Source organism: Lacticaseibacillus sp. 53-4 (assembly GCF_016861805.1).
GTDB lineage: Bacteria > Bacillota > Bacilli > Lactobacillales > Lactobacillaceae > Lacticaseibacillus.
The window spans coordinates 40,733-58,210 of sequence record NZ_BOLT01000012.1 but is presented as its reverse complement, the minus strand read 5'-3'; the positions used below and the strand labels follow the sequence as shown (position 1 = coordinate 58,210).

General features: G+C 55.2%; 11 protein-coding genes and 9 tRNA genes. 18 read left to right on the top strand and 2 right to left on the bottom strand.

Annotated elements, in window-relative coordinates; all coding sequences use genetic code 11:
* The first annotated feature begins 85 nt into the window (after positions 1-85).
* From JUF21_RS06565 to rpoC, 13 genes are all read left to right on the top strand, one after another.
* A tRNA-Val gene (locus JUF21_RS06565) sits at positions 86-158 on the top strand.
* Between the two features lie 2 nt (positions 159-160).
* Positions 161-233, top strand: a tRNA-Lys gene (locus tag JUF21_RS06560).
* A 21-nt stretch (positions 234-254) separates the two neighbouring features.
* A tRNA-Leu gene (locus JUF21_RS06555) sits at positions 255-336 on the top strand.
* Positions 337-340: 4 nt separating this feature from the next.
* Positions 341-413, top strand: a tRNA-Thr gene (locus tag JUF21_RS06550).
* Positions 414-425: 12 nt separating this feature from the next.
* Positions 426-497, top strand: a tRNA-Gly gene (locus JUF21_RS06545).
* Between the two features lie 10 nt (positions 498-507).
* Positions 508-593 (top strand) — tRNA-Leu (locus JUF21_RS06540).
* Positions 594-604: 11 nt separating this feature from the next.
* Positions 605-678 (top strand) — tRNA-Arg (locus JUF21_RS06535).
* A 27-nt stretch (positions 679-705) separates the two neighbouring features.
* Positions 706-777: transfer RNA gene (locus tag JUF21_RS06530), tRNA-Gly, on the top strand.
* Between the two features lie 4 nt (positions 778-781).
* Positions 782-855, top strand: a tRNA-Pro gene (locus JUF21_RS06525).
* Positions 856-982: 127 nt separating this feature from the next.
* Complete coding sequence (locus tag JUF21_RS06520) at positions 983-1,450, top strand: CtsR family transcriptional regulator (RefSeq protein WP_203624809.1); 468 nt, start codon at positions 983-985, stop codon at positions 1,448-1,450.
* 64 nt (positions 1,451-1,514) lie between these two features.
* Positions 1,515-4,019 carry an ATP-dependent Clp protease ATP-binding subunit gene (locus JUF21_RS06515; RefSeq protein ID WP_203663593.1) on the top strand — a complete coding sequence of 835 codons (2,505 nt, stop codon included), beginning with the start codon at positions 1,515-1,517 and terminating at the stop codon, positions 4,017-4,019.
* Positions 4,020-4,267: 248 nt separating this feature from the next.
* Positions 4,268-7,870, top strand: a complete 3,603-nt coding sequence (locus tag JUF21_RS06510) for a DNA-directed RNA polymerase subunit beta (RefSeq protein WP_304599175.1) — start codon at positions 4,268-4,270, stop codon at positions 7,868-7,870.
* 12 nt (positions 7,871-7,882) lie between these two features.
* Positions 7,883-11,551 (top strand): DNA-directed RNA polymerase subunit beta', encoded by a 3,669-nt coding sequence (rpoC, locus tag JUF21_RS06505; protein ID WP_203624807.1) that lies wholly within the window; start codon positions 7,883-7,885, stop codon positions 11,549-11,551.
* Positions 11,552-11,612: 61 nt separating this feature from the next.
* Here the strand turns inward: rpoC and JUF21_RS06500 are convergent, their stop codons facing one another.
* Positions 11,613-12,110: a hypothetical protein gene (locus tag JUF21_RS06500; RefSeq protein ID WP_203663591.1), complete on the bottom strand. Its 498-nt coding sequence runs from the start codon at positions 12,108-12,110 to the stop codon at positions 11,613-11,615.
* Between the two features lie 240 nt (positions 12,111-12,350).
* Between JUF21_RS06500 and rpsL the strand changes: the two genes are divergently transcribed.
* From rpsL to fusA, 3 genes are all read left to right on the top strand, one after another.
* Entirely contained in the window at positions 12,351-12,764 is a 414-nt protein-coding gene (rpsL, locus tag JUF21_RS06495; RefSeq protein ID WP_125757207.1) for a 30S ribosomal protein S12, read from the top strand.
* A gap of 45 nt (positions 12,765-12,809) precedes the next feature.
* Positions 12,810-13,280 carry a 30S ribosomal protein S7 gene (gene rpsG / locus JUF21_RS06490; protein WP_054663812.1) on the top strand — a complete coding sequence of 157 codons (471 nt, stop codon included), beginning with the start codon at positions 12,810-12,812 and terminating at the stop codon, positions 13,278-13,280.
* 104 nt (positions 13,281-13,384) lie between these two features.
* On the top strand, positions 13,385-15,475 hold the full coding sequence (fusA, locus tag JUF21_RS06485; RefSeq protein ID WP_125757209.1) for an elongation factor G: 2,091 nt from the start codon (positions 13,385-13,387) through the stop codon (positions 15,473-15,475).
* Between the two features lie 104 nt (positions 15,476-15,579).
* On the opposite strand, the gene JUF21_RS06480 is transcribed toward fusA, so the two are convergent.
* The gene (locus tag JUF21_RS06480) at positions 15,580-16,128 is read right to left on the bottom strand and encodes a cysteine hydrolase family protein (protein WP_203624707.1); all 549 of its coding nucleotides are present in this window, start codon (positions 16,126-16,128) and stop codon (positions 15,580-15,582) included.
* A 370-nt stretch (positions 16,129-16,498) separates the two neighbouring features.
* Here JUF21_RS06480 and rpsJ point away from each other — a divergent pair, with 370 nt between their 5' ends.
* Positions 16,499-16,807 (top strand): 30S ribosomal protein S10, encoded by a 309-nt coding sequence (gene rpsJ / locus JUF21_RS06475; RefSeq protein ID WP_054663821.1) that lies wholly within the window; start codon positions 16,499-16,501, stop codon positions 16,805-16,807.
* A 25-nt stretch (positions 16,808-16,832) separates the two neighbouring features.
* Positions 16,833-17,468, top strand: a complete 636-nt coding sequence (gene rplC / locus JUF21_RS06470; protein WP_125757213.1) for a 50S ribosomal protein L3 — start codon at positions 16,833-16,835, stop codon at positions 17,466-17,468.
* The last annotated feature ends 10 nt before the right edge of the window (positions 17,469-17,478 follow it).

Here is a 17,478-nt window from a genome sequence, read left to right as displayed (position 1 = left end):
ACACAGAAGTTAAGCTTCTCTACGCCGAGAGTAGTTGGTGGGTGACTGCCTGCGAGGGTAGGAAGCTGCCGCGCTTTATATTGATGGAGGATTAGCTCAGTTGGGAGAGCGTCTGCCTTACAAGCAGAGGGTCACAGGTTCGAGCCCTGTATCCTCCATTGAGCCGTTAGCTCAGTTGGTAGAGCATCTGACTTTTAATCAGAGGGTCGACAGTTCGAGCCTGTCACGGCTCATTTCCATTAGGTTCTTCATCTGCGGGTGTGGCGGAACTGGCAGACGCGCTAGATTTAGGTTCTAGTGGTTAATACCGTGGGGGTTCGAGTCCCTTCACCCGCATTACGCCGACTTAGCTCAGCTGGCAGAGCACCTGTCTTGTAAACAGGGGGTCGGAGGTTCGAACCCTCTAGTCGGCATCTTACCAGTTTGCGGAAGTAGTTCAGTGGTAGAACGCCACCTTGCCATGGTGGAGGTCGCGGGTTCGAATCCCGTCTTCCGCTTTCACGAGCTGCCGGGATGGCGAAACTGGTAGACGCACAGGACTTAAAATCCTGCGGTAAGTGATTACCGTGTCGGTTCGAACCCGACTCTCGGCATTACATTTTATGCACCCATAGCGCAATTGGATAGAGTGTCTGACTACGAATCAGAAGGTTGTAGGTTCGACTCCTACTGGGTGCATCCCGGGTTCCTCCCGGCAATTGCATTGCGGAAGTAGTTCAGTGGTAGAACGCCACCTTGCCATGGTGGAGGTCGCGGGTTCGAATCCCGTCTTCCGCTTCATCGGGAAATAGCTCAGCTTGGTAGAGCGCTACGTTCGGGACGTAGAGGTCGCAAGTTCGAATCTTGTTTTCCCGATCTGCAACTGATGTCAGTCGACATCAGTTTTTTTGTGTATTCAGGCGCGGTGAACGGTGCTGGCTTTTTCGCTGAGAACCAGTATAATTAAGGTCAAGATTAGTCAAAGTCAAAAAGGGTGAAGCGAATGCAAGGACAAAACATTTCCGATGTGATCGAACATTATCTGAAAGCCATGCTCGATTCCTCGAGGCAGGTCGAAATCAGCCGCGCTGAAATCGCCCAGCACTTCAATTGCGTCCCGTCCCAAATCAATTATGTGATCAAGACCCGCTTCACCCCTCAGCGCGGATACGTGGTTGAAAGCAAGCGCGGCGGGGGTGGCTATATTCGCATACTCAAGGTGCACCTGCGAGACGATCAGGACCTAATCTCGTTGATGGCCCAAAATATCCCGCAGCTGCTTCGGGAGCGGGATGGGGAGGCACTGATCCAACAGCTGTACGACGCCGATTTGATCGATCGGCAGTCAGGCAACATGATGCTGGCCGTGCTGAGCCACCAGACTTTGAACATGGGGGACCGTGAGGCGGAAGAGACCTTGCGTGCACGACTGCTACTTGCTTTTCTCGACAGTTTGCGGTATGAAAGATAGAACCCAATTAATTTGTTTTTAATGTTTGCTGAGCAGATTTGAAGTTATCAAAGGGAGCGTGCTTATGGACAACTTATTTACCCCAAGTGCAAAAAATGTACTGATGATTGCACAGGAACAAGCCAAGTACTTCCACCACCATGCCGTGGGAACGGAGCACTTGCTGATGGCGCTCGTCATGGAGCAAGAGGGGATCGCCGGCAAGACGCTGCGTCAGCTCAGCATTTCCGAACAAGATATTCATGATGAAATTGAACGCTTTACCGGCTATGGGACGGTTGACGAAGGCAGTCAGAGCAAGGATGCTTATCTGCCCTACTCACCGAAGGGCAAAGAAATCCTGAGTTTTGCCGGCGATGAAGCCAAGCGCCTCGGCGCCCTTAAAATCGGGACCGAGCACATTCTGCTGGGGCTCTTGCGCGAAGACGACATCCTGGCAGCCCGCATTTTGCAGGACCTGGATCTTAGCCTCGCTAAAACTCGGCAGCTGGTTTTGAAGAAAATGGGCATTTCAGACGCCGCAGCTAAGCACCGCGGGGCCGCTGGCGCACCGCGCGGCGGTCGGCCGGCCAGTCATGGGACGCCAACGCTTGATGGCCTGGCGCGTGACCTGACCCAACTGGCGCGCGAAAACCGCATGGATCCAGTGGTTGGCCGCGACAAGGAAGTCCGTCGGCTGATTCAGATCCTGGCCCGGCGTACCAAGAACAACCCGGTGCTGATCGGGGAACCGGGCGTCGGTAAAACGGCGATTGCCGAGGGCTTTGCCGAGAAGATCGTCGCCGGGGAAGTGCCGGACGACATGAAGAACAAGCGCTTGATGGCGCTCGACATGGGCTCGTTGGTCGCAGGCACTAAGTATCGCGGCGAGTTTGAAGATCGGCTCAAGAAAGTCATCGATGAGATTTATCAAGACGGCAATGTCATCCTGTTTGTCGACGAACTGCACACCCTGATCGGGGCGGGCGGCGCTGAAGGTGCAATCGATGCCAGCAATATTTTGAAGCCGTCACTGGCGCGCGGCGAACTGCAACTGATCGGTGCAACGACGCTGGATGAGTACCAGAAGTACATCGAAAAAGACGCTGCGCTCGAGCGGCGGTTTGCGACAATCACTGTTGAGGAGCCAAGTGAGGCGGAGGCCGAACAGATTCTCAAGGGGCTGCGGCCGCGCTACGAGGCGCATCACGGGGTCACCATCACCGACGAGGCGCTGCACGAGGCCGTTTCCTTGTCCAGTCGCTATATTTCCGGCCGCTTTTTGCCCGACAAGGCCATCGATCTGATGGACGAAAGTGCGGCGAAGGTGCGCTTGGATGAGGCGGATCGCCCAACCAAGGCCGATAAGCTGCAAAAGCAGCTGAAGGAAACGGTCAAGGCCAAGGACGATGCCATCATGCATCAGGACTTCGAAACTGCCGCAACGATCCGTGAAAAAGAGCAGAAGCTGCGGACCAAGATTGACGCGGCGCCTGAGCCAGTGGATGCCAACGGCGTGCGGACCGACGTGAAGGTGGGTCCGGAAGACGTGGCCGAAGTGGTGTCCCAGTGGACCGGCGTGCCGGTCACCCAGCTGCAGAAGAAAGAATCCGAGCGGCTGGTCAACCTGGAGAAGGTCCTGCATGAGCGCGTCGTTGGGCAAGACGAAGCAGTGTCTGCCGTTTCGCGGGCGATCCGCCGGGCGCGCAGTGGCCTCAAGGACCCAACGCGGCCAATCGGGTCGTTCATGTTTCTCGGCCCGACTGGGGTCGGCAAAACCGAACTCGCCAAGGCACTGGCTGAGGCAATGTTTGGCGCAGAAGACGCCATGATCCGGGTCGACATGTCTGAATACATGGAGAAGTACAGCACTAGTCGGCTGATTGGTGCGGCCCCTGGCTACGTCGGGTACGACGAAGGCGGCCAGCTGACCGAGCAGGTGCGTAACAAACCATACTCCGTCGTGCTGCTGGATGAAGTCGAAAAGGCCCACCCAGACGTCTTCAATATCTTGCTTCAGGTCCTAGACGATGGCTTCCTCACCGATTCAAAGGGCCGGCGGGTCGATTTCCGCAACACCATTTTGATCATGACGTCCAACATTGGGGCGACCTCGCTGCGAGACGACAAGGCAGTGGGCTTTGGTAAGGAAAGTCCAACCCAGGACTTCAAGTCCATGAAGTCGCGGATGCTGGAAGAGCTGAAGAAGGCGTTCCGGCCGGAGTTCCTGAACCGAATCGACGAAACCGTCGTGTTCCACAGTCTGACGGAAAAAGAGTTGCATGAGATCGTTAAGATCATGACCAAGCAATTACTGCACCGCCTGAGCGATCAGGACATCACGGTCAAAATCACGCCAGCTGGCATCAATGCCGTTGCCAAGGCAGGGTTTGATCCGGAGTACGGGGCGCGGCCGATTCGCCGGGCACTCCAGCGTGACGTTGAGGATCAGCTGTCCGAACTTCTGTTGACCGGCCAGGCCAGCGCAGGGGACACGATCACCATCGGCGCGACGAAAGGCAAGCTGACCTTCCATATTAAGAAGGGCCAGCAGCCCGCGCAAAAGGCCAAAGAGCCGGTCCACGCGTAATCAGGGGAGATTGACAAGCCGTCCTAAACGAGGTAACATTAGTGCAATTGCATTTCGGCTAGGACATCAGTTGCGGCGATCTATTGTCCGTCGTGACATATAAAAACGTAAAAGTAGTACCGGTGTGAATCATCGTCTGCTTTTCGTTTTTTTTTGCTCAAAACGTCCGCTAACCACCGACTGTATTCTAAATTTAACAATCGTTACATTAAATTTACAGTCAAGATGGCCGAAAAATCCAATGAGGGGTGAACAATTTGGCAGGACACTTAGTGAATTACGGCAAACACCGCACTCGCCGTTCCTATTCCCGCATCAAAGAAGTTCTCGATCTGCCTAACTTGATCGAGATCCAGACCAACTCCTATCAGTGGTTCCTTGACGAAGGCTTAAAGGAAATGTTCGACGACATCATGCCGATCGAAGATTTCCAGGGCAAACTGTCCTTGGAATATGTTGATTATCAGTTGCTGGAACCAAAATATACCGTTGATGAAGCGCGTCAACACGACGCTAACTATTCGGCGCCGCTGCACGTCACCTTGCGCTTGACGAACCACGAGACTGGCGAGATCAAGAGTCAGGACGTGTTCTTTGGCGACTTCCCGCTGATGACCAAGCAAGGCACGTTTATCATTAACGGCGCTGAGCGAGTTATCGTTTCTCAGTTGGTCCGTAGTCCTGGCGTTTACTACAACAGCGCCACCGACAAGAACTCGCGTGTCACATATGGTGCCACGGTGATCCCAAACCGCGGGGCTTGGCTTGAATACGAAACCGACGCCAAGGATCTGGCGTATGTGCGGATCGACCGCACGCGCAAGATTCCAATGACGGAGCTGGTGCGCGCACTCGGCTTTGGCGCCGACCAGGACATCTTGGATATCTTTGGCGACAACGATTCCTTGATGCTGACACTGGAAAAGGATGTTCACAAGAACACCGACGATTCGCGTACCGACGAGTCGTTGAAGGATATTTACGAACGGCTACGTCCAGGCGAGCCGAAGACTGCCGATTCTTCACGGTCCTTGCTGTACGCCCGGTTCTTTGATCCGAAGCGCTACGACATGGCCTTTGTCGGCCGCTACAAGGTCAACAAGAAGCTGAGCCTGAAGACTCGCCTCCTTGGCCAGACCTTGGCAGAAACGCTGGCGGATCCAGATACCGGTGAAGTCATCGCGCAAAAGGGCGACAAGATCGATCGCCACGTTATGGACACGCTTGGCGGCTATCTAGATCGTGACGATTTCAAGACCGTCACTTACCAGCCGTCCGACCAAGGGGTGGTCACTGATCCGATGACCGTGCAGGTCGTGAAGGTCTTTTCGAAAGTTAACCCGGAGAAAGAGGTCAAGCTGATCGGCAACGGTCACATCGATCCGAAGGCCAAGCACCTGATGCCAGCCGATGTCATTGCGTCGATGAATTACTTCCTGAACCTTCAGGAAGGCATCGGCTCAACCGATGATATCGACCACTTGGGTAATCGTCGGATCCGTTCCGTGGGTGAATTGCTGCAGAACCAGTTCCGCATTGGCCTGTCTCGGATGGAGCGTGTGGTCCGCGAGCGGATGTCGATCCAAGACGCCGCCACGGTCACCCCGCAGCAGTTGATCAACATTCGGCCAGTGGTTGCGTCGGTCAAGGAATTCTTCGGCAGTTCACAGCTGTCTCAATTCATGGACCAGACGAACCCGCTGGGCGAGCTGACGCATAAGCGGCGCCTGTCTGCCCTTGGGCCTGGTGGTTTAACGCGTGACCGTGCCGGCTACGAAGTGCGTGATGTACACTACACACATTACGGTCGCATGTGCCCGATTGAAACGCCTGAAGGCCCAAACATCGGGCTGATCAATAGTCTGGCGTCTTACGCGGTGGTCAACAAGTATGGGTTCATCGAAACCCCTTATCGCCGTGTGTCCTGGGATACGCATAAAGTCACCGACAAAATCGATTACCTGACCGCTGACGAGGAAGATAATTATGTTGTCGCTCAGGCCAACGCCAAGTTGAACGACGACGGCTCGTTTGCCGAAGACGCGATTCTGGCCCGGTCGAAGGATGTCAACATTGAAACGACTGCTGACCACATCGACTACATGGACGTTTCGCCTAAGCAAGTTGTCGCGGTCGCGACGGCCTGCATTCCGTTCTTGGAAAACGACGACTCGAACCGTGCGCTGATGGGTGCCAACATGCAGCGTCAGGCTGTACCTTTGATCAACCCGCACGCCCCACTGATTGGGACCGGGATGGAATACAAGGCGGCTCACGACTCCGGGATCGCCGTGCTTGCTGAGCACGCCGGTACCGTTGAGTATGTCGACGCCAAGGTGATCAAGATCCGCCGCGATGACGGCGCGCAAGACACTTACAAACTCATGAAGTTCCAGCGGTCGAACGCCGGCAAGAACTACAACCAGCGGCCGATCGTGCGTCTGGGTGACAAAGTCGACGAAGACGAAATCATCGCCGATGGCCCAGCGATGGAGAATGGAGAGCTGGCTTTGGGCCAGAACCCAGTTATCGCCTTCATGACATGGAACATGTACAACTACGAAGACGCGATTGTGCTGTCTGAGAAGCTGGTCAAGGACGACGCCTACACCTCGATTCATATTGAGGAGTACGAATCTGAAGCCCGCGACACCAAGCTCGGGCCTGAAGAAATCACGCGTGAAATTCCGAACGTCGGCGAAGATGCGCTGAAGGATCTCGATGAATTCGGGATCGTGCGCATCGGGGCTGAAGTTCGCGACGGCGACATTCTGGTCGGCAAGGTCACCCCTAAAGGGGTCACAGAGCTGTCCGCTGAGGAACGTCTGCTGCACGCCATCTTTGGCGAAAAGGCGCGTGAAGTGCGTGACACCTCACTGCGGGTCCCTCATGGCGGCGGCGGCATCATTCAAGACGTCCGCATCTTCACCCGGGAAGCCGGCGATGAGCTGTCTCCTGGTGTGAACATGATGGTTCGGGTCTACATTACCCAAAAGCGGAAGATTCAGGTCGGCGACAAGATGTCCGGCCGTCACGGGAACAAAGGGACCGTTTCGGTCGTTGTGCCTGAAGAGGATATGCCGTACCTGCCAGATGGCACGCCAGTCGATATTCTCCTGTCACCAATGGGTGTGCCTTCCCGTATGAACATCGGGCAGGTGCTGGAACTCCACTTGGGAATGGCGGCTCGCAACTTGGGCATTCACATTGCCAGCCCAGTCTTTGACGGGGCGAACGATGACGACCTGTGGGCAACCGTCAAGGAAGCCGGCATGGCCGCAGATGGCAAGTCCATCCTCTATGATGGTCGCACCGGCGAACCATTTGAAAACCGGGTCTCGGTCGGCGTCATGTACTACCTGAAGCTGGCCCACATGGTCGACGATAAGATCCATGCCCGTTCCATTGGACCTTACTCCCTGGTTACGCAGCAGCCGCTGGGTGGTAAAGCTCAGTTCGGCGGTCAGCGGTTCGGGGAAATGGAAGTTTGGGCCTTGGAAGCTTACGGGGCGGCTTACACCCTGCAAGAAATTCTGACGTACAAGTCCGATGACGTCGTTGGCCGGGTCAAGACCTATGAAGCCATCGTCAAAGGCGAGCAGATTCCACAACCTGGTGTCCCGGAATCATTCCGGGTGCTGGTCAAGGAACTGCAGGCACTGGGTCTGGACATGAAGGTCCTGGATCAGGATAAGAATGAAATTGAGCTGCGCGACATGGACGACGACGATGACGATGTTGTGTCAGTCGATGCCCTAGCTAAGTTTGCGCAGGAGCAAGAAGAGAAGAAGGCCAAGGACGCCGCGAACGTAGCGACCGATCAGCCAACTTCCGGCGAAACTAAGAAATAGGAGGTTAGCCCTTTGATTGATGTCAACAAGTTTGAAAGTATGCAAATCGGCCTAGCCTCGCCTGACAAGATCCGCAGTTGGTCGTACGGGGAAGTTAAAAAGCCCGAGACCATCAACTACCGGACACTGAAGCCAGAGCGGGACGGACTGTTTGATGAACGCATCTTCGGGCCAACCAAAGACTGGGAATGTGCCTGCGGGAAGTACAAGCGGATCCGCTATAAGGGGATTGTTTGTGACCGCTGCGGGGTCGAAGTGACTCGTTCCAAGGTGCGCCGTGAGCGCATGGGCCACATCGAGTTGGCAGCACCAGTTTCCCACATTTGGTACTTCAAGGGCATCCCGAGCCGGATGGGTCTGGTTTTGGACATGTCCCCACGCGCCCTTGAAGAAGTGATCTACTTTGCTTCTTATGTTGTGATCGACCCAGGTGACACGCCGCTTGAAAAGAAGCAGCTGCTGTCTGAGCGTGATTACCGCGAAAAGCGCGACGAGTACGGGACCGGTTTTGACGCCAAAATGGGTGCCGAAGCGGTCAAGGAACTCCTGCAGAAGGTCGACCTCCCTAAGGAAGTTGCCGAATTGAAGGAAGACCTGAAGAAGGCTCAGGGCCAAAAGCGGACCCGTGCGATCCGCCGGTTGGACATTCTGGATGCTTTCTTGGAATCCGGCAATGACCCGGCTTGGATGGTCATGGACACCATTCCAGTCATCCCACCGGATCTGCGCCCAATGGTTCAGCTGGAAGGCGGCCGCTTTGCGACTTCCGACCTCAATGACCTGTACCGCCGGGTGATCAACCGCAACAACCGGTTGAAGCGTCTGCTTGACCTGAACGCGCCGAACATCATCGTGCAAAACGAAAAGCGCATGCTCCAGGAAGCTGTCGATGCCTTGATCGATAACGGGCGGCGCGGTCGTCCCGTCACCGGGCCAGGCAACCGGCCACTGAAGTCCCTGAGCCACATGCTCAAAGGGAAACAGGGCCGGTTCCGTCAGAACTTGCTGGGCAAGCGTGTCGATTATTCCGGCCGTTCTGTCATCGACGTCATGCCGACGCTGAAGTTCTATCAATGCGGTTTGCCGCGTTCGATGGCGCTTGAGTTGTTCAAACCGTTCGTGATGCATGAGCTGGTTGCCCGCAACCTGGCCTCCAACATCAAGAACGCTCGCCGCAAGATCGACCGCGAAGACGAGGACATCTGGGATGTGCTCGAAGACGTGATCAAGGAGCGGCCGGTGCTGTTAAACCGTGCCCCTACGCTGCACCGTCTGGGGATTCAGGCCTTCGAGCCCGTCTTAGTTGACGGTAAGTCGATTCGCCTGCACCCGCTGGTTTGTGAAGCTTACAACGCCGACTTCGACGGGGATCAGATGGCGATCCACGTGCCGCTGTCAGATGAGGCTCAAGCGGAAGCCCGCATGCTGATGCTGGCCGCCCACCACATTCTGGCCCCTCGTGACGGCAAGCCGATTGTCACCCCGTCTCAGGATATCGTTTTGGGTAACTACTACCTGACGATGGAGCAGAAGGGCCGCGAAGGCGAAGGCATGATCTTCAAGGACACCAACGAAGTGCTGATGGCCTTGCAAAACGGCGACGTGCACCTGCACAGCCGGATCGGCCTGGCGGTTTCGTCGCTGCCAAAGAAGCCATTCACTGACGAGCAGCGTCACCAGATCATGGTGACCTCAGTCGGCCGCGTGATCTTTAACCAGATCATGCCAGAAGACTTCCCGTTCCTGAACGTTGCGACACAGGACAACATCGTCAACGGTGTGCCTGACAAGTACTTCTTGAAGCCTGGCGAGGACATTCATGCCTACTTGCGTGATGCACCGATCACTGAGCCGTTTAAGAAGAGCTTCCTGTCGGACATCATTGCCGAAGTGTTCAAGGTTTACAAAGTGCAGCGGACCTCTGATCTGCTGGATGACATGAAGACCTTGGGCTACACCCAGTCCACTCATTCTGGTTTGACCGTTGGGGTTGCCGACGTGCCAGAACTGGCAGAAAAGCCGGAAATCGTTGATGCGGCCCACAAGAAGGTCGCGACGGTTTCCAAGCAGTTCCGCCGCGGGCTGATCACCGATCAGGAACGTCATGATCGGGTCATCCAAATCTGGAACGACGCCAAGGACGAAATTCAGCAAAAGCTGATCGACGCCTTTGACCCGAACAACCCAATCTCCATGATGAGTGATTCCGGTGCTCGTGGTAACATTTCGAACTTTACTCAGCTTGCCGGCATGCGTGGTCTGATGGCTGCGCCTAACGGTGGGATGATGGAAGTGCCAGTGCTGTCGAACTTCCGTGAAGGCCTGTCCGTTATGGAAATGTTCATGTCCACTCACGGGGCCCGCAAGGGGATGACCGATACCGCGCTGAAGACTGCCGATTCAGGTTACCTGACTCGTCGGTTGGTCGACGTGGCGCAGGATGTCATCGTGCGTGAGGAAGACTGTGGCACCGATCGGGGCCTGGTCGTTTCGGCAATCAAGGAAGGCAACGAAATGATTGAGCCGCTTTACGACCGCTTGGTTGGTCGTTACGCGTCGAAGTCTGTCGTTAACCCTGACTCTGGCGAGATCATCGTCAAGAAGAACGAAATGATCGACGAAGACAAGGCGCAAGCCATTGTCGATGCCGGCATCGAACGTGTCACGATTCGTTCGATTTTCACCTGCAACACCCGTCATGGGGTTTGCCAAAAGTGCTACGGCCGCAACTTGGCCACTGGCGAGCAGGTTGAAGTCGGCGAAGCCGTCGGCACCGTTGCCGCTCAGTCGATCGGCGAACCTGGTACTCAGCTGACCATGCGTAACTTCCATACCGGCGGTGTTGCCGGCGGCGAAGATATCACGCAAGGGCTGCCCCGGGTTCAGGAAATCTTCGAAGCGCGTAACCCGAAGGGGCTCGCGGTCATCTCCGAAGTTGACGGGACTGTTTCTGCCATCGATGAAAATCCGGCTGAACATACCCGTGAGATTACGGTGGACGGTAAGACCGACACCCGGACGTACAGTGTGCCTTACGCGTCCTCTGTCGCGGTTGCTGAAGGCGACCACGTCGATCGCGGCGGCCGTCTGACCGGTGGGTCGATCGATCCGAAGGAACTGATCAAGGTTCAAGACGTCCTGACCACGGAAAACTACCTGCTGGCTGAAGTCCAGAAGGTTTACCGGATGCAGGGGGTTGAAATCGGCGATAAGCATATCGAAGTGATGGTGCGCCAGATGCTTCGCAAGATCCGGGTCATGGATCCGGGCGACACCGACATCTTGCCGGGGACGCTGCTTGATATTGCTGACTTCAAGGACCGCAACCAGAAGACGCTGATTTCTGGCGGCATTCCTGCCACCGGCCGGCCGGTGCTCCTTGGGATCACCAAGGCGTCACTGGAAACCAACTCCTTCCTGTCTGCGGCTTCCTTCCAGGAAACCACACGTGTCCTCACCGATGCGTCGATTCGCGGCAAGAACGATCCGCTGATCGGGCTAAAGGAAAATGTCATCATCGGTAAGATCATCCCAGCTGGGACTGGGATGGCCACCTACCGTCACATGGAGCCAAAGACCGTGGGCACTGTTTCAAACAGCGTCTACTCGATCTCTGACCTTGAAGCCAAGATGAAAGCTGAAGACGCCGCTAAGACGGACTCACCTGATTCAAAAGACTAGTCTGGATTCATTGAAAGACCCAGCGCAGGCATTGGCCAGCGTTGGGTCTTTTTATGTGCAGTCAATGCGGCGTGATCAGCGCCAGCAGTAGATAAGCCAAATGCAGGTGAAAAAGCAGCGGCACTGACCCTGATCGCAGGAGGTAGTGGGCGAGGCCAAACAGGCAGGCGGCAAGAACCAGTAAGAGGCTGTCTGTCAGGTTTAGGCCGAGTGCCAGCACCGCGATGGCGAGCACGTCGGCGCTGCCTATCCCTGCGGTGGCCAGGCTCAAGACCCCCAGGCCGAGCAGCCAAGAGGCGGCCACGGCCCAGTGCAGCTCCGGCGTGGTCGCGGCGATCACGAGGCACCAGCCGTCAAACAGCCGCGCCGGCACCAGGCGCTGGTGCAGATCCCACTGGCCAAAGTAGGTCAACCCAAGTAGAATGAAAGCACTGTGCCAGCTGGTTAGCACCAGCAGCCCCAGACCCAGCAGCACGCCTTGCAGAAACCGGCCGCTGCCTTCTTGCCGTGGCCAGGCAATTAGGCCCGCGCTAAGGACGAGGTAAGTAAGAGTCAGCATGGCTTCACCCCCACAGAAAACATTCCGCAAACGATGGGAGTTCTCCTTGACATGCTCTGGGCGAAGATAGTACACTATCAAAGGTGCTTTTTTCCAGTCAATTCGGGTTTGCCCGGACGTCGAGCTGGTGAAATACCACTTCGCCGCTGGGCCGGCCATTTTTTATTTCAAAAAAAGAACCGCCTGGATGTGTGGACTTAAACTGTATATCTGTCAGAATCAGGAAGGAGGAACCTTAGAATGCCAACCATTAACCAATTGGTACGCCAAGGTCGTAAAAGTAAGGTAACGAAGTCGGACTCTCCAGCCCTGAACTTCGGTTACAACAGTAAGAAGAAGTCGCTGACCAACAACCCAGCACCGCAAAAGCGTGGGGTGGCCACTCGTGTCGGCACTATGACACCGAAGAAGCCAAACTCAGCTTTGCGTAAGTACGCTCGTGTTCGTCTGTCGAACCTCATTGAGGTCACAGCTTACATTCCTGGGATCGGTCACAACTTGCAGGAACACTCGGTTGTTTTGATCCGCGGCGGCCGTGTAAAGGACTTGCCTGGGGTCCGTTACCACATCATTCGTGGGACCCTCGATACCGCCGGCGTTGACGGCCGTATGCAGAGCCGTTCCAAGTACGGTACAAAGCGTCCGAAGAAGTAGTCACTATCCGCTTTGTGCGGTATTTAGGAAGAGGAGGCAATCAGCATGCCACGTAAAGGCAATGTTACAAAACGCGATGTTTTACCTGATCCAGTTTACAATTCTAAGCTGGTCACTCGCTTGATCAATCACTTGATGGTCGATGGGAAGCGCGGCAAGGCGCAGACGATCCTGTACGACGCCTTCGACATCATCAAGAAGGAAACTGGCAACGAGCCAGTCGACGTCTTTGAAGAAGCGATGAAGAATGTTATGCCGGTACTTGAAGTTAAGGCGCGCCGGATCGGCGGTTCTAACTATCAAGTGCCGATCGAAGTTCGTCCGGACCGGCGCACGACCTTGGGTCTGCGCTGGATCGTGCAGTACTCCCGCGCCCGCGGTGAGCACACGATGGACGAGCGTTTGGCACGTGAGATCATGGACGCCGCGAACAACACCGGGGCGGCCGTGAAGAAGCGTGAAGATACGCATAAAATGGCTGACGCCAACCGTGCGTTTGCTCACTATCGTTGGTAAGAAGGTTGGCTATTATATCCGTTGGGCTATAGTAGCCACTTCTTTTATCCAGCATTTTTCTAAAATTAGACAGTTACAATTATTGAGAGGAGTTAACTTTTCACATGGCCAACAAGCGTGAATTTCCGCTGGACCGGACCCGTAACATCGGGATCATGGCCCACATCGACGCCGGTAAGACGACCACGACCGAACGTATCCTGTACTACACCGGGAAGATCCACAAGATCGGCGAAACCCATGATGGGGCTTCACAGATGGACTGGATGGCGCAGGAGCAGGAGCGTGGGATCACCATTACCAGTGCGGCAACGACTGCGTTCTGGAAGGACAACCGGATCAACATCATCGACACCCCAGGACACGTTGACTTCACGATGGAAGTTGAACGTTCCCTGCGTGTCCTTGACGGTGCGATCACCGTTCTGGATGGTCAGTCCGGCGTAGAGCCGCAGACCGAAAACGTCTGGCGTCAGGCTTCAACCTATGCGGTACCGCGGATCGTGTTCGTCAACAAGATGGATAAGATTGGTGCCGACTTCAAGTACTCCGTGCAGACCCTGCACGATCGCCTAGGGGCAAACGCCCATGCGGTTCAGCTGCCAATCGGCGCTGAAGACAACTTTAAGGGCATCATCGACCTGATCGAAATGAAGGCCGACTTGTACGACGAAGACGAACTCGGGACCGAATGGGACGTCGTTGATATCCCAGACGATATGAAGGACGAGGCTGAACAAGCTCGTGCTGACCTGATTGAAGCGGTCGCTGACGTTGACGACGGCATCATGGACAAGTACCTGGAAGGCGAAGAGATCTCAAATGATGAGATCAAAGCCGCCATCCGTAAAGCCACCATCAATCTGGAATTCTTCCCAGTGCTTGCGGGCTCTGCCTTCAAGAACAAAGGGGTGCAGATGCTGCTGGACGCGGTTGTTGACTACCTGCCATCACCGCTGGACGTGAAGCCTTACAACGCGAAAGATCCCGACACCGGCGAGCCAGTTGAACTGCGCGCCGGCGATGACAAGGATTTCGCGGCGTTGGCGTTTAAGATCGCGACTGACCCGTTCGTTGGTCGTCTGACCTACATCCGGGTCTACAGTGGGACTTTGGAAGCCGGCTCGTATGTGCTGAATGCTTCCAAGAACAACCGTGAACGTGTTGGCCGTCTGCTGCAGATGCACTCGAACCACCGTGAAGAAATTCCGGAAGTGTTCTCTGGTGATATTGCCGCGGCCATCGGGTTGAAGAACACCACTACTGGTGATTCGTTGACCTCTGTTGACCACCCGCTGATCCTCGAATCCCTCGAAGTGCCGGAACCAGTGATTCAGGTTTCCATCGAGCCAGATTCTAAGGAAGATCAGGACAAGCTGGACGTTGCGCTGCAAAAGCTTTCTGAAGAGGACCCGACCTTCAAGGCCGAGACCAACCCAGAAACTGGTGAAACGCTGATCGCCGGCATGGGCGAGCTTCACTTGGACATCATGGTTGACCGGATGAAGCGTGAATTTAAGGTTGCCGCGAAGATCGGCGAGCCGCAAGTCGCGTACCGTGAAACCTTCACCAAGACCGCTCAGGCTGAAGGGCGTTTTGTTCGCCAGTCTGGTGGTAAAGGGCAGTATGGTGATGTTTGGATCGAGTTCACCCCGAACGAAGAAGGCAAAGGCTTCGAATTTGAAGATGCCATCGTCGGTGGGGTCGTGCCTCGTGAATACATCCCGGCTGTTGAGGCTGGCTTGAAGGATGCCATGAAGAATGGGGTCCTGGCCGGGTACCCACTGATCGACGTCAAGGCCAAGCTCTATGATGGGTCTTACCATGAAGTCGATTCTTCCGAAGCCGCATTTAAAGTTGCCGCAAGTCTTGCATTGCGCAACGCGGTAAAGGATGCCGGTGCGGTTATTCTCGAACCGATCATGCACGTTGAAGTCGTTGCCCCTGAAGAATACCTTGGGGACATCATGGGCCAGATTAACGCTCGCCGCGGCAGCGTTGAAGGCATGGAGCAGCGCGGCAATGCCCAGCTGGTCAATGCCATGGTGCCACTGGCTGAAATGTTCGGCTACGCGACGACGCTGCGTTCTGCGACTCAGGGTCGTGGGACCTTCACCATGACCTTCGATCACTACACGGCTGTGCCGAAGTCGATCCAGGCTGAGATTATCAAGAAAAACGGTGGCGAGGCTTAATCACCGCGCTGCAAGAAGAGTTGCCAGGTTCTGGCAGCTCTTTTTTTGACCAAAAAGGAGCAGCCTTGAAGGCCGCTCCGGTATTCAGTATAAAGATGATTAGATTACACCAACGTGGCGTTCAGTGCCGTTTTGAAGTGATTCAGTGCCCATGCCTGGCCGCCAGGAACGAAGGTGGCAACGGCGTCTTGATGGACCACAATGGGGTAGTTGAGGTTGTAAGCATCCACAGCAGTGTGAAGCACGCAGATGTCGGTGCAGACCCCCACGAGGTGCAGTTCGTCAACCGCCCGCTCACGCAGCCAAAGGTCCAGCGGCGTGCCGGCAAAGCTGGAGTACCGCGTTTTGTCAAAGAGGGTGACGTTTTGTTCGCCTTGGTGCTGCTGGTACCACGGCTGCAAGCTGCCATACAGTTCCCGGCCCCAGGTGCCGCGCACGTTATGCGGCGGGAACAGCTTGGTTTCCGGATGGTACGGGTCACCTGGAACGTGCACGTCGGTCGGCAGGTAAACAAAATCACCCGCCGCCCGAAACTGTTCGGCCAGGGCAGCGATGCGGCCTTCGATTGCTTGGGCCGGAGCACCAGCAGTCAGGGCACCTTGCGGGGCGACAAAGTCATTTGTATAATCAATGATCAGTAAAGCTTTTGGCATATTTTTTCCTCCTGCAAATGATTAGCTTCACTGTACGGACCTGAAAGCATCCTGTCAAGACAACCTGCCAACCTGAAAAACCATTGTGTAGGTTTCGTCATGGATCCGAATAAAGGCCGGTCTCATCGCTTTTACACGCTGAAAAAGTTTCACCAATTCGCAGAAAAGCCTTGCTATACCGGGGGCTTTTTTGTATACTATCAAGAGTGCTGTTTGCTTAAGGGCAGACTGTGCACTTTTGGCCCATGGTTGGGTCAGGATAGCGTGGATGTGAGAGGTTGCGACACGCCCGGCCGCTTTGCCACGGGGGCATGAAGGAAATTTTCACGGAGCTAGTCTACTAATGATAATAGACGAAGGAGGTTACACAATGGCAAAACAAAAGATTCGGATCCGGCTCAAGGCTTACGAACACCGGATTCTAGATCAATCAGCAGATAAGATCGTTGAGACCGCAAAGCGCACAGGTGCGTCGATCTCAGGCCCGATCCCACTGCCAACAGAACGGACCATCTACACGGTGCTTCGTTCTCCCCACAAGTACAAGGATTCTCGGGAACAGTTCGAAATGCGCACACACAAGCGCTTGATCGATATCGTTAACCCGACCCCGAAGACTGTGGACGCACTGATGAAGCTCGACCTGCCAAGCGGCGTCGACATTGAAATCAAACTATAATCTATAAGAACTAGGAGGTGTACCCATGGCACGTAAAGGAATCTTAGGTAAGAAAATTGGCATGACGCAAGTCTTCACGGACAACGGCGAACTTGTTCCCGTGACCGTCATCGATGTAACGCCTAACGTTGTCTTGCAAGTCAAGACCGTTGAATCTGACGGTTACGAAGCAGTTCAGCTGGGCTACGGTGACAAGCGTGAAGTACTTAGCAACAAGCCAAGCGTCGGTCACGCCAAGAAGGCAGACACGACCCCTAAGCGCTTCATTAAGGAAATCCGTGATGTAGCGCTTAGCGATTACGAAGTCGGCAAGGAGATCAAGGCCGATGAATTTGCAGCTGGCGACATCGTGGACGTCACCGGCATCTCCAAAGGACACGGTTTCCAGGGGAACATTAAGAAGGACGGCCAAAGCCGCGGCCCAATGGCCCATGGCTCTCGTTACCACCGTCGTCCCGGTTCTCTTGGCGCCATCATTAACAAGGTGTTCAAGGGTAAGAAGCTGCCTGGCCGGATGGGTAATCACACCCGCACCATGCAGAACCTGACCGTCGTTTCGGCTGACTTGGACCACAACGTTATCCTCATCAAGGGCAACGTTCCAGGCGCCAACAAGTCGTTCGTGACTATCCGTTCCGCTGTTAAAGCAGCGGCTAAATAAACCGAAGGGA

Bases quoted from the DNA above. Each gene is read 5' to 3' on its own strand.
- rplC (WP_125757213.1), top strand. From the start codon at position 16,833: ATGGCACGTAAAGGAATCTTAGGTAAGAAAATTGGCATGACGCAAGTC.
- JUF21_RS06480 (WP_203624707.1), bottom strand. From the start codon at position 16,128: ATGCCAAAAGCTTTACTGATCATTGATTATACAAATGACTTTGTCGCC.
- rpsL (WP_125757207.1), top strand. From the start codon at position 12,351: ATGCCAACCATTAACCAATTGGTACGCCAAGGTCGTAAAAGTAAGGTA.
- fusA (WP_125757209.1), top strand. From the start codon at position 13,385: ATGGCCAACAAGCGTGAATTTCCGCTGGACCGGACCCGTAACATCGGG.
- JUF21_RS06520 (WP_203624809.1), top strand. From the start codon at position 983: ATGCAAGGACAAAACATTTCCGATGTGATCGAACATTATCTGAAAGCC.
- JUF21_RS06500 (WP_203663591.1), bottom strand. From the start codon at position 12,110: ATGCTGACTCTTACTTACCTCGTCCTTAGCGCGGGCCTAATTGCCTGG.
- JUF21_RS06515 (WP_203663593.1), top strand. From the start codon at position 1,515: ATGGACAACTTATTTACCCCAAGTGCAAAAAATGTACTGATGATTGCA.
- rpsG (WP_054663812.1), top strand. From the start codon at position 12,810: ATGCCACGTAAAGGCAATGTTACAAAACGCGATGTTTTACCTGATCCA.
- rpsJ (WP_054663821.1), top strand. From the start codon at position 16,499: ATGGCAAAACAAAAGATTCGGATCCGGCTCAAGGCTTACGAACACCGG.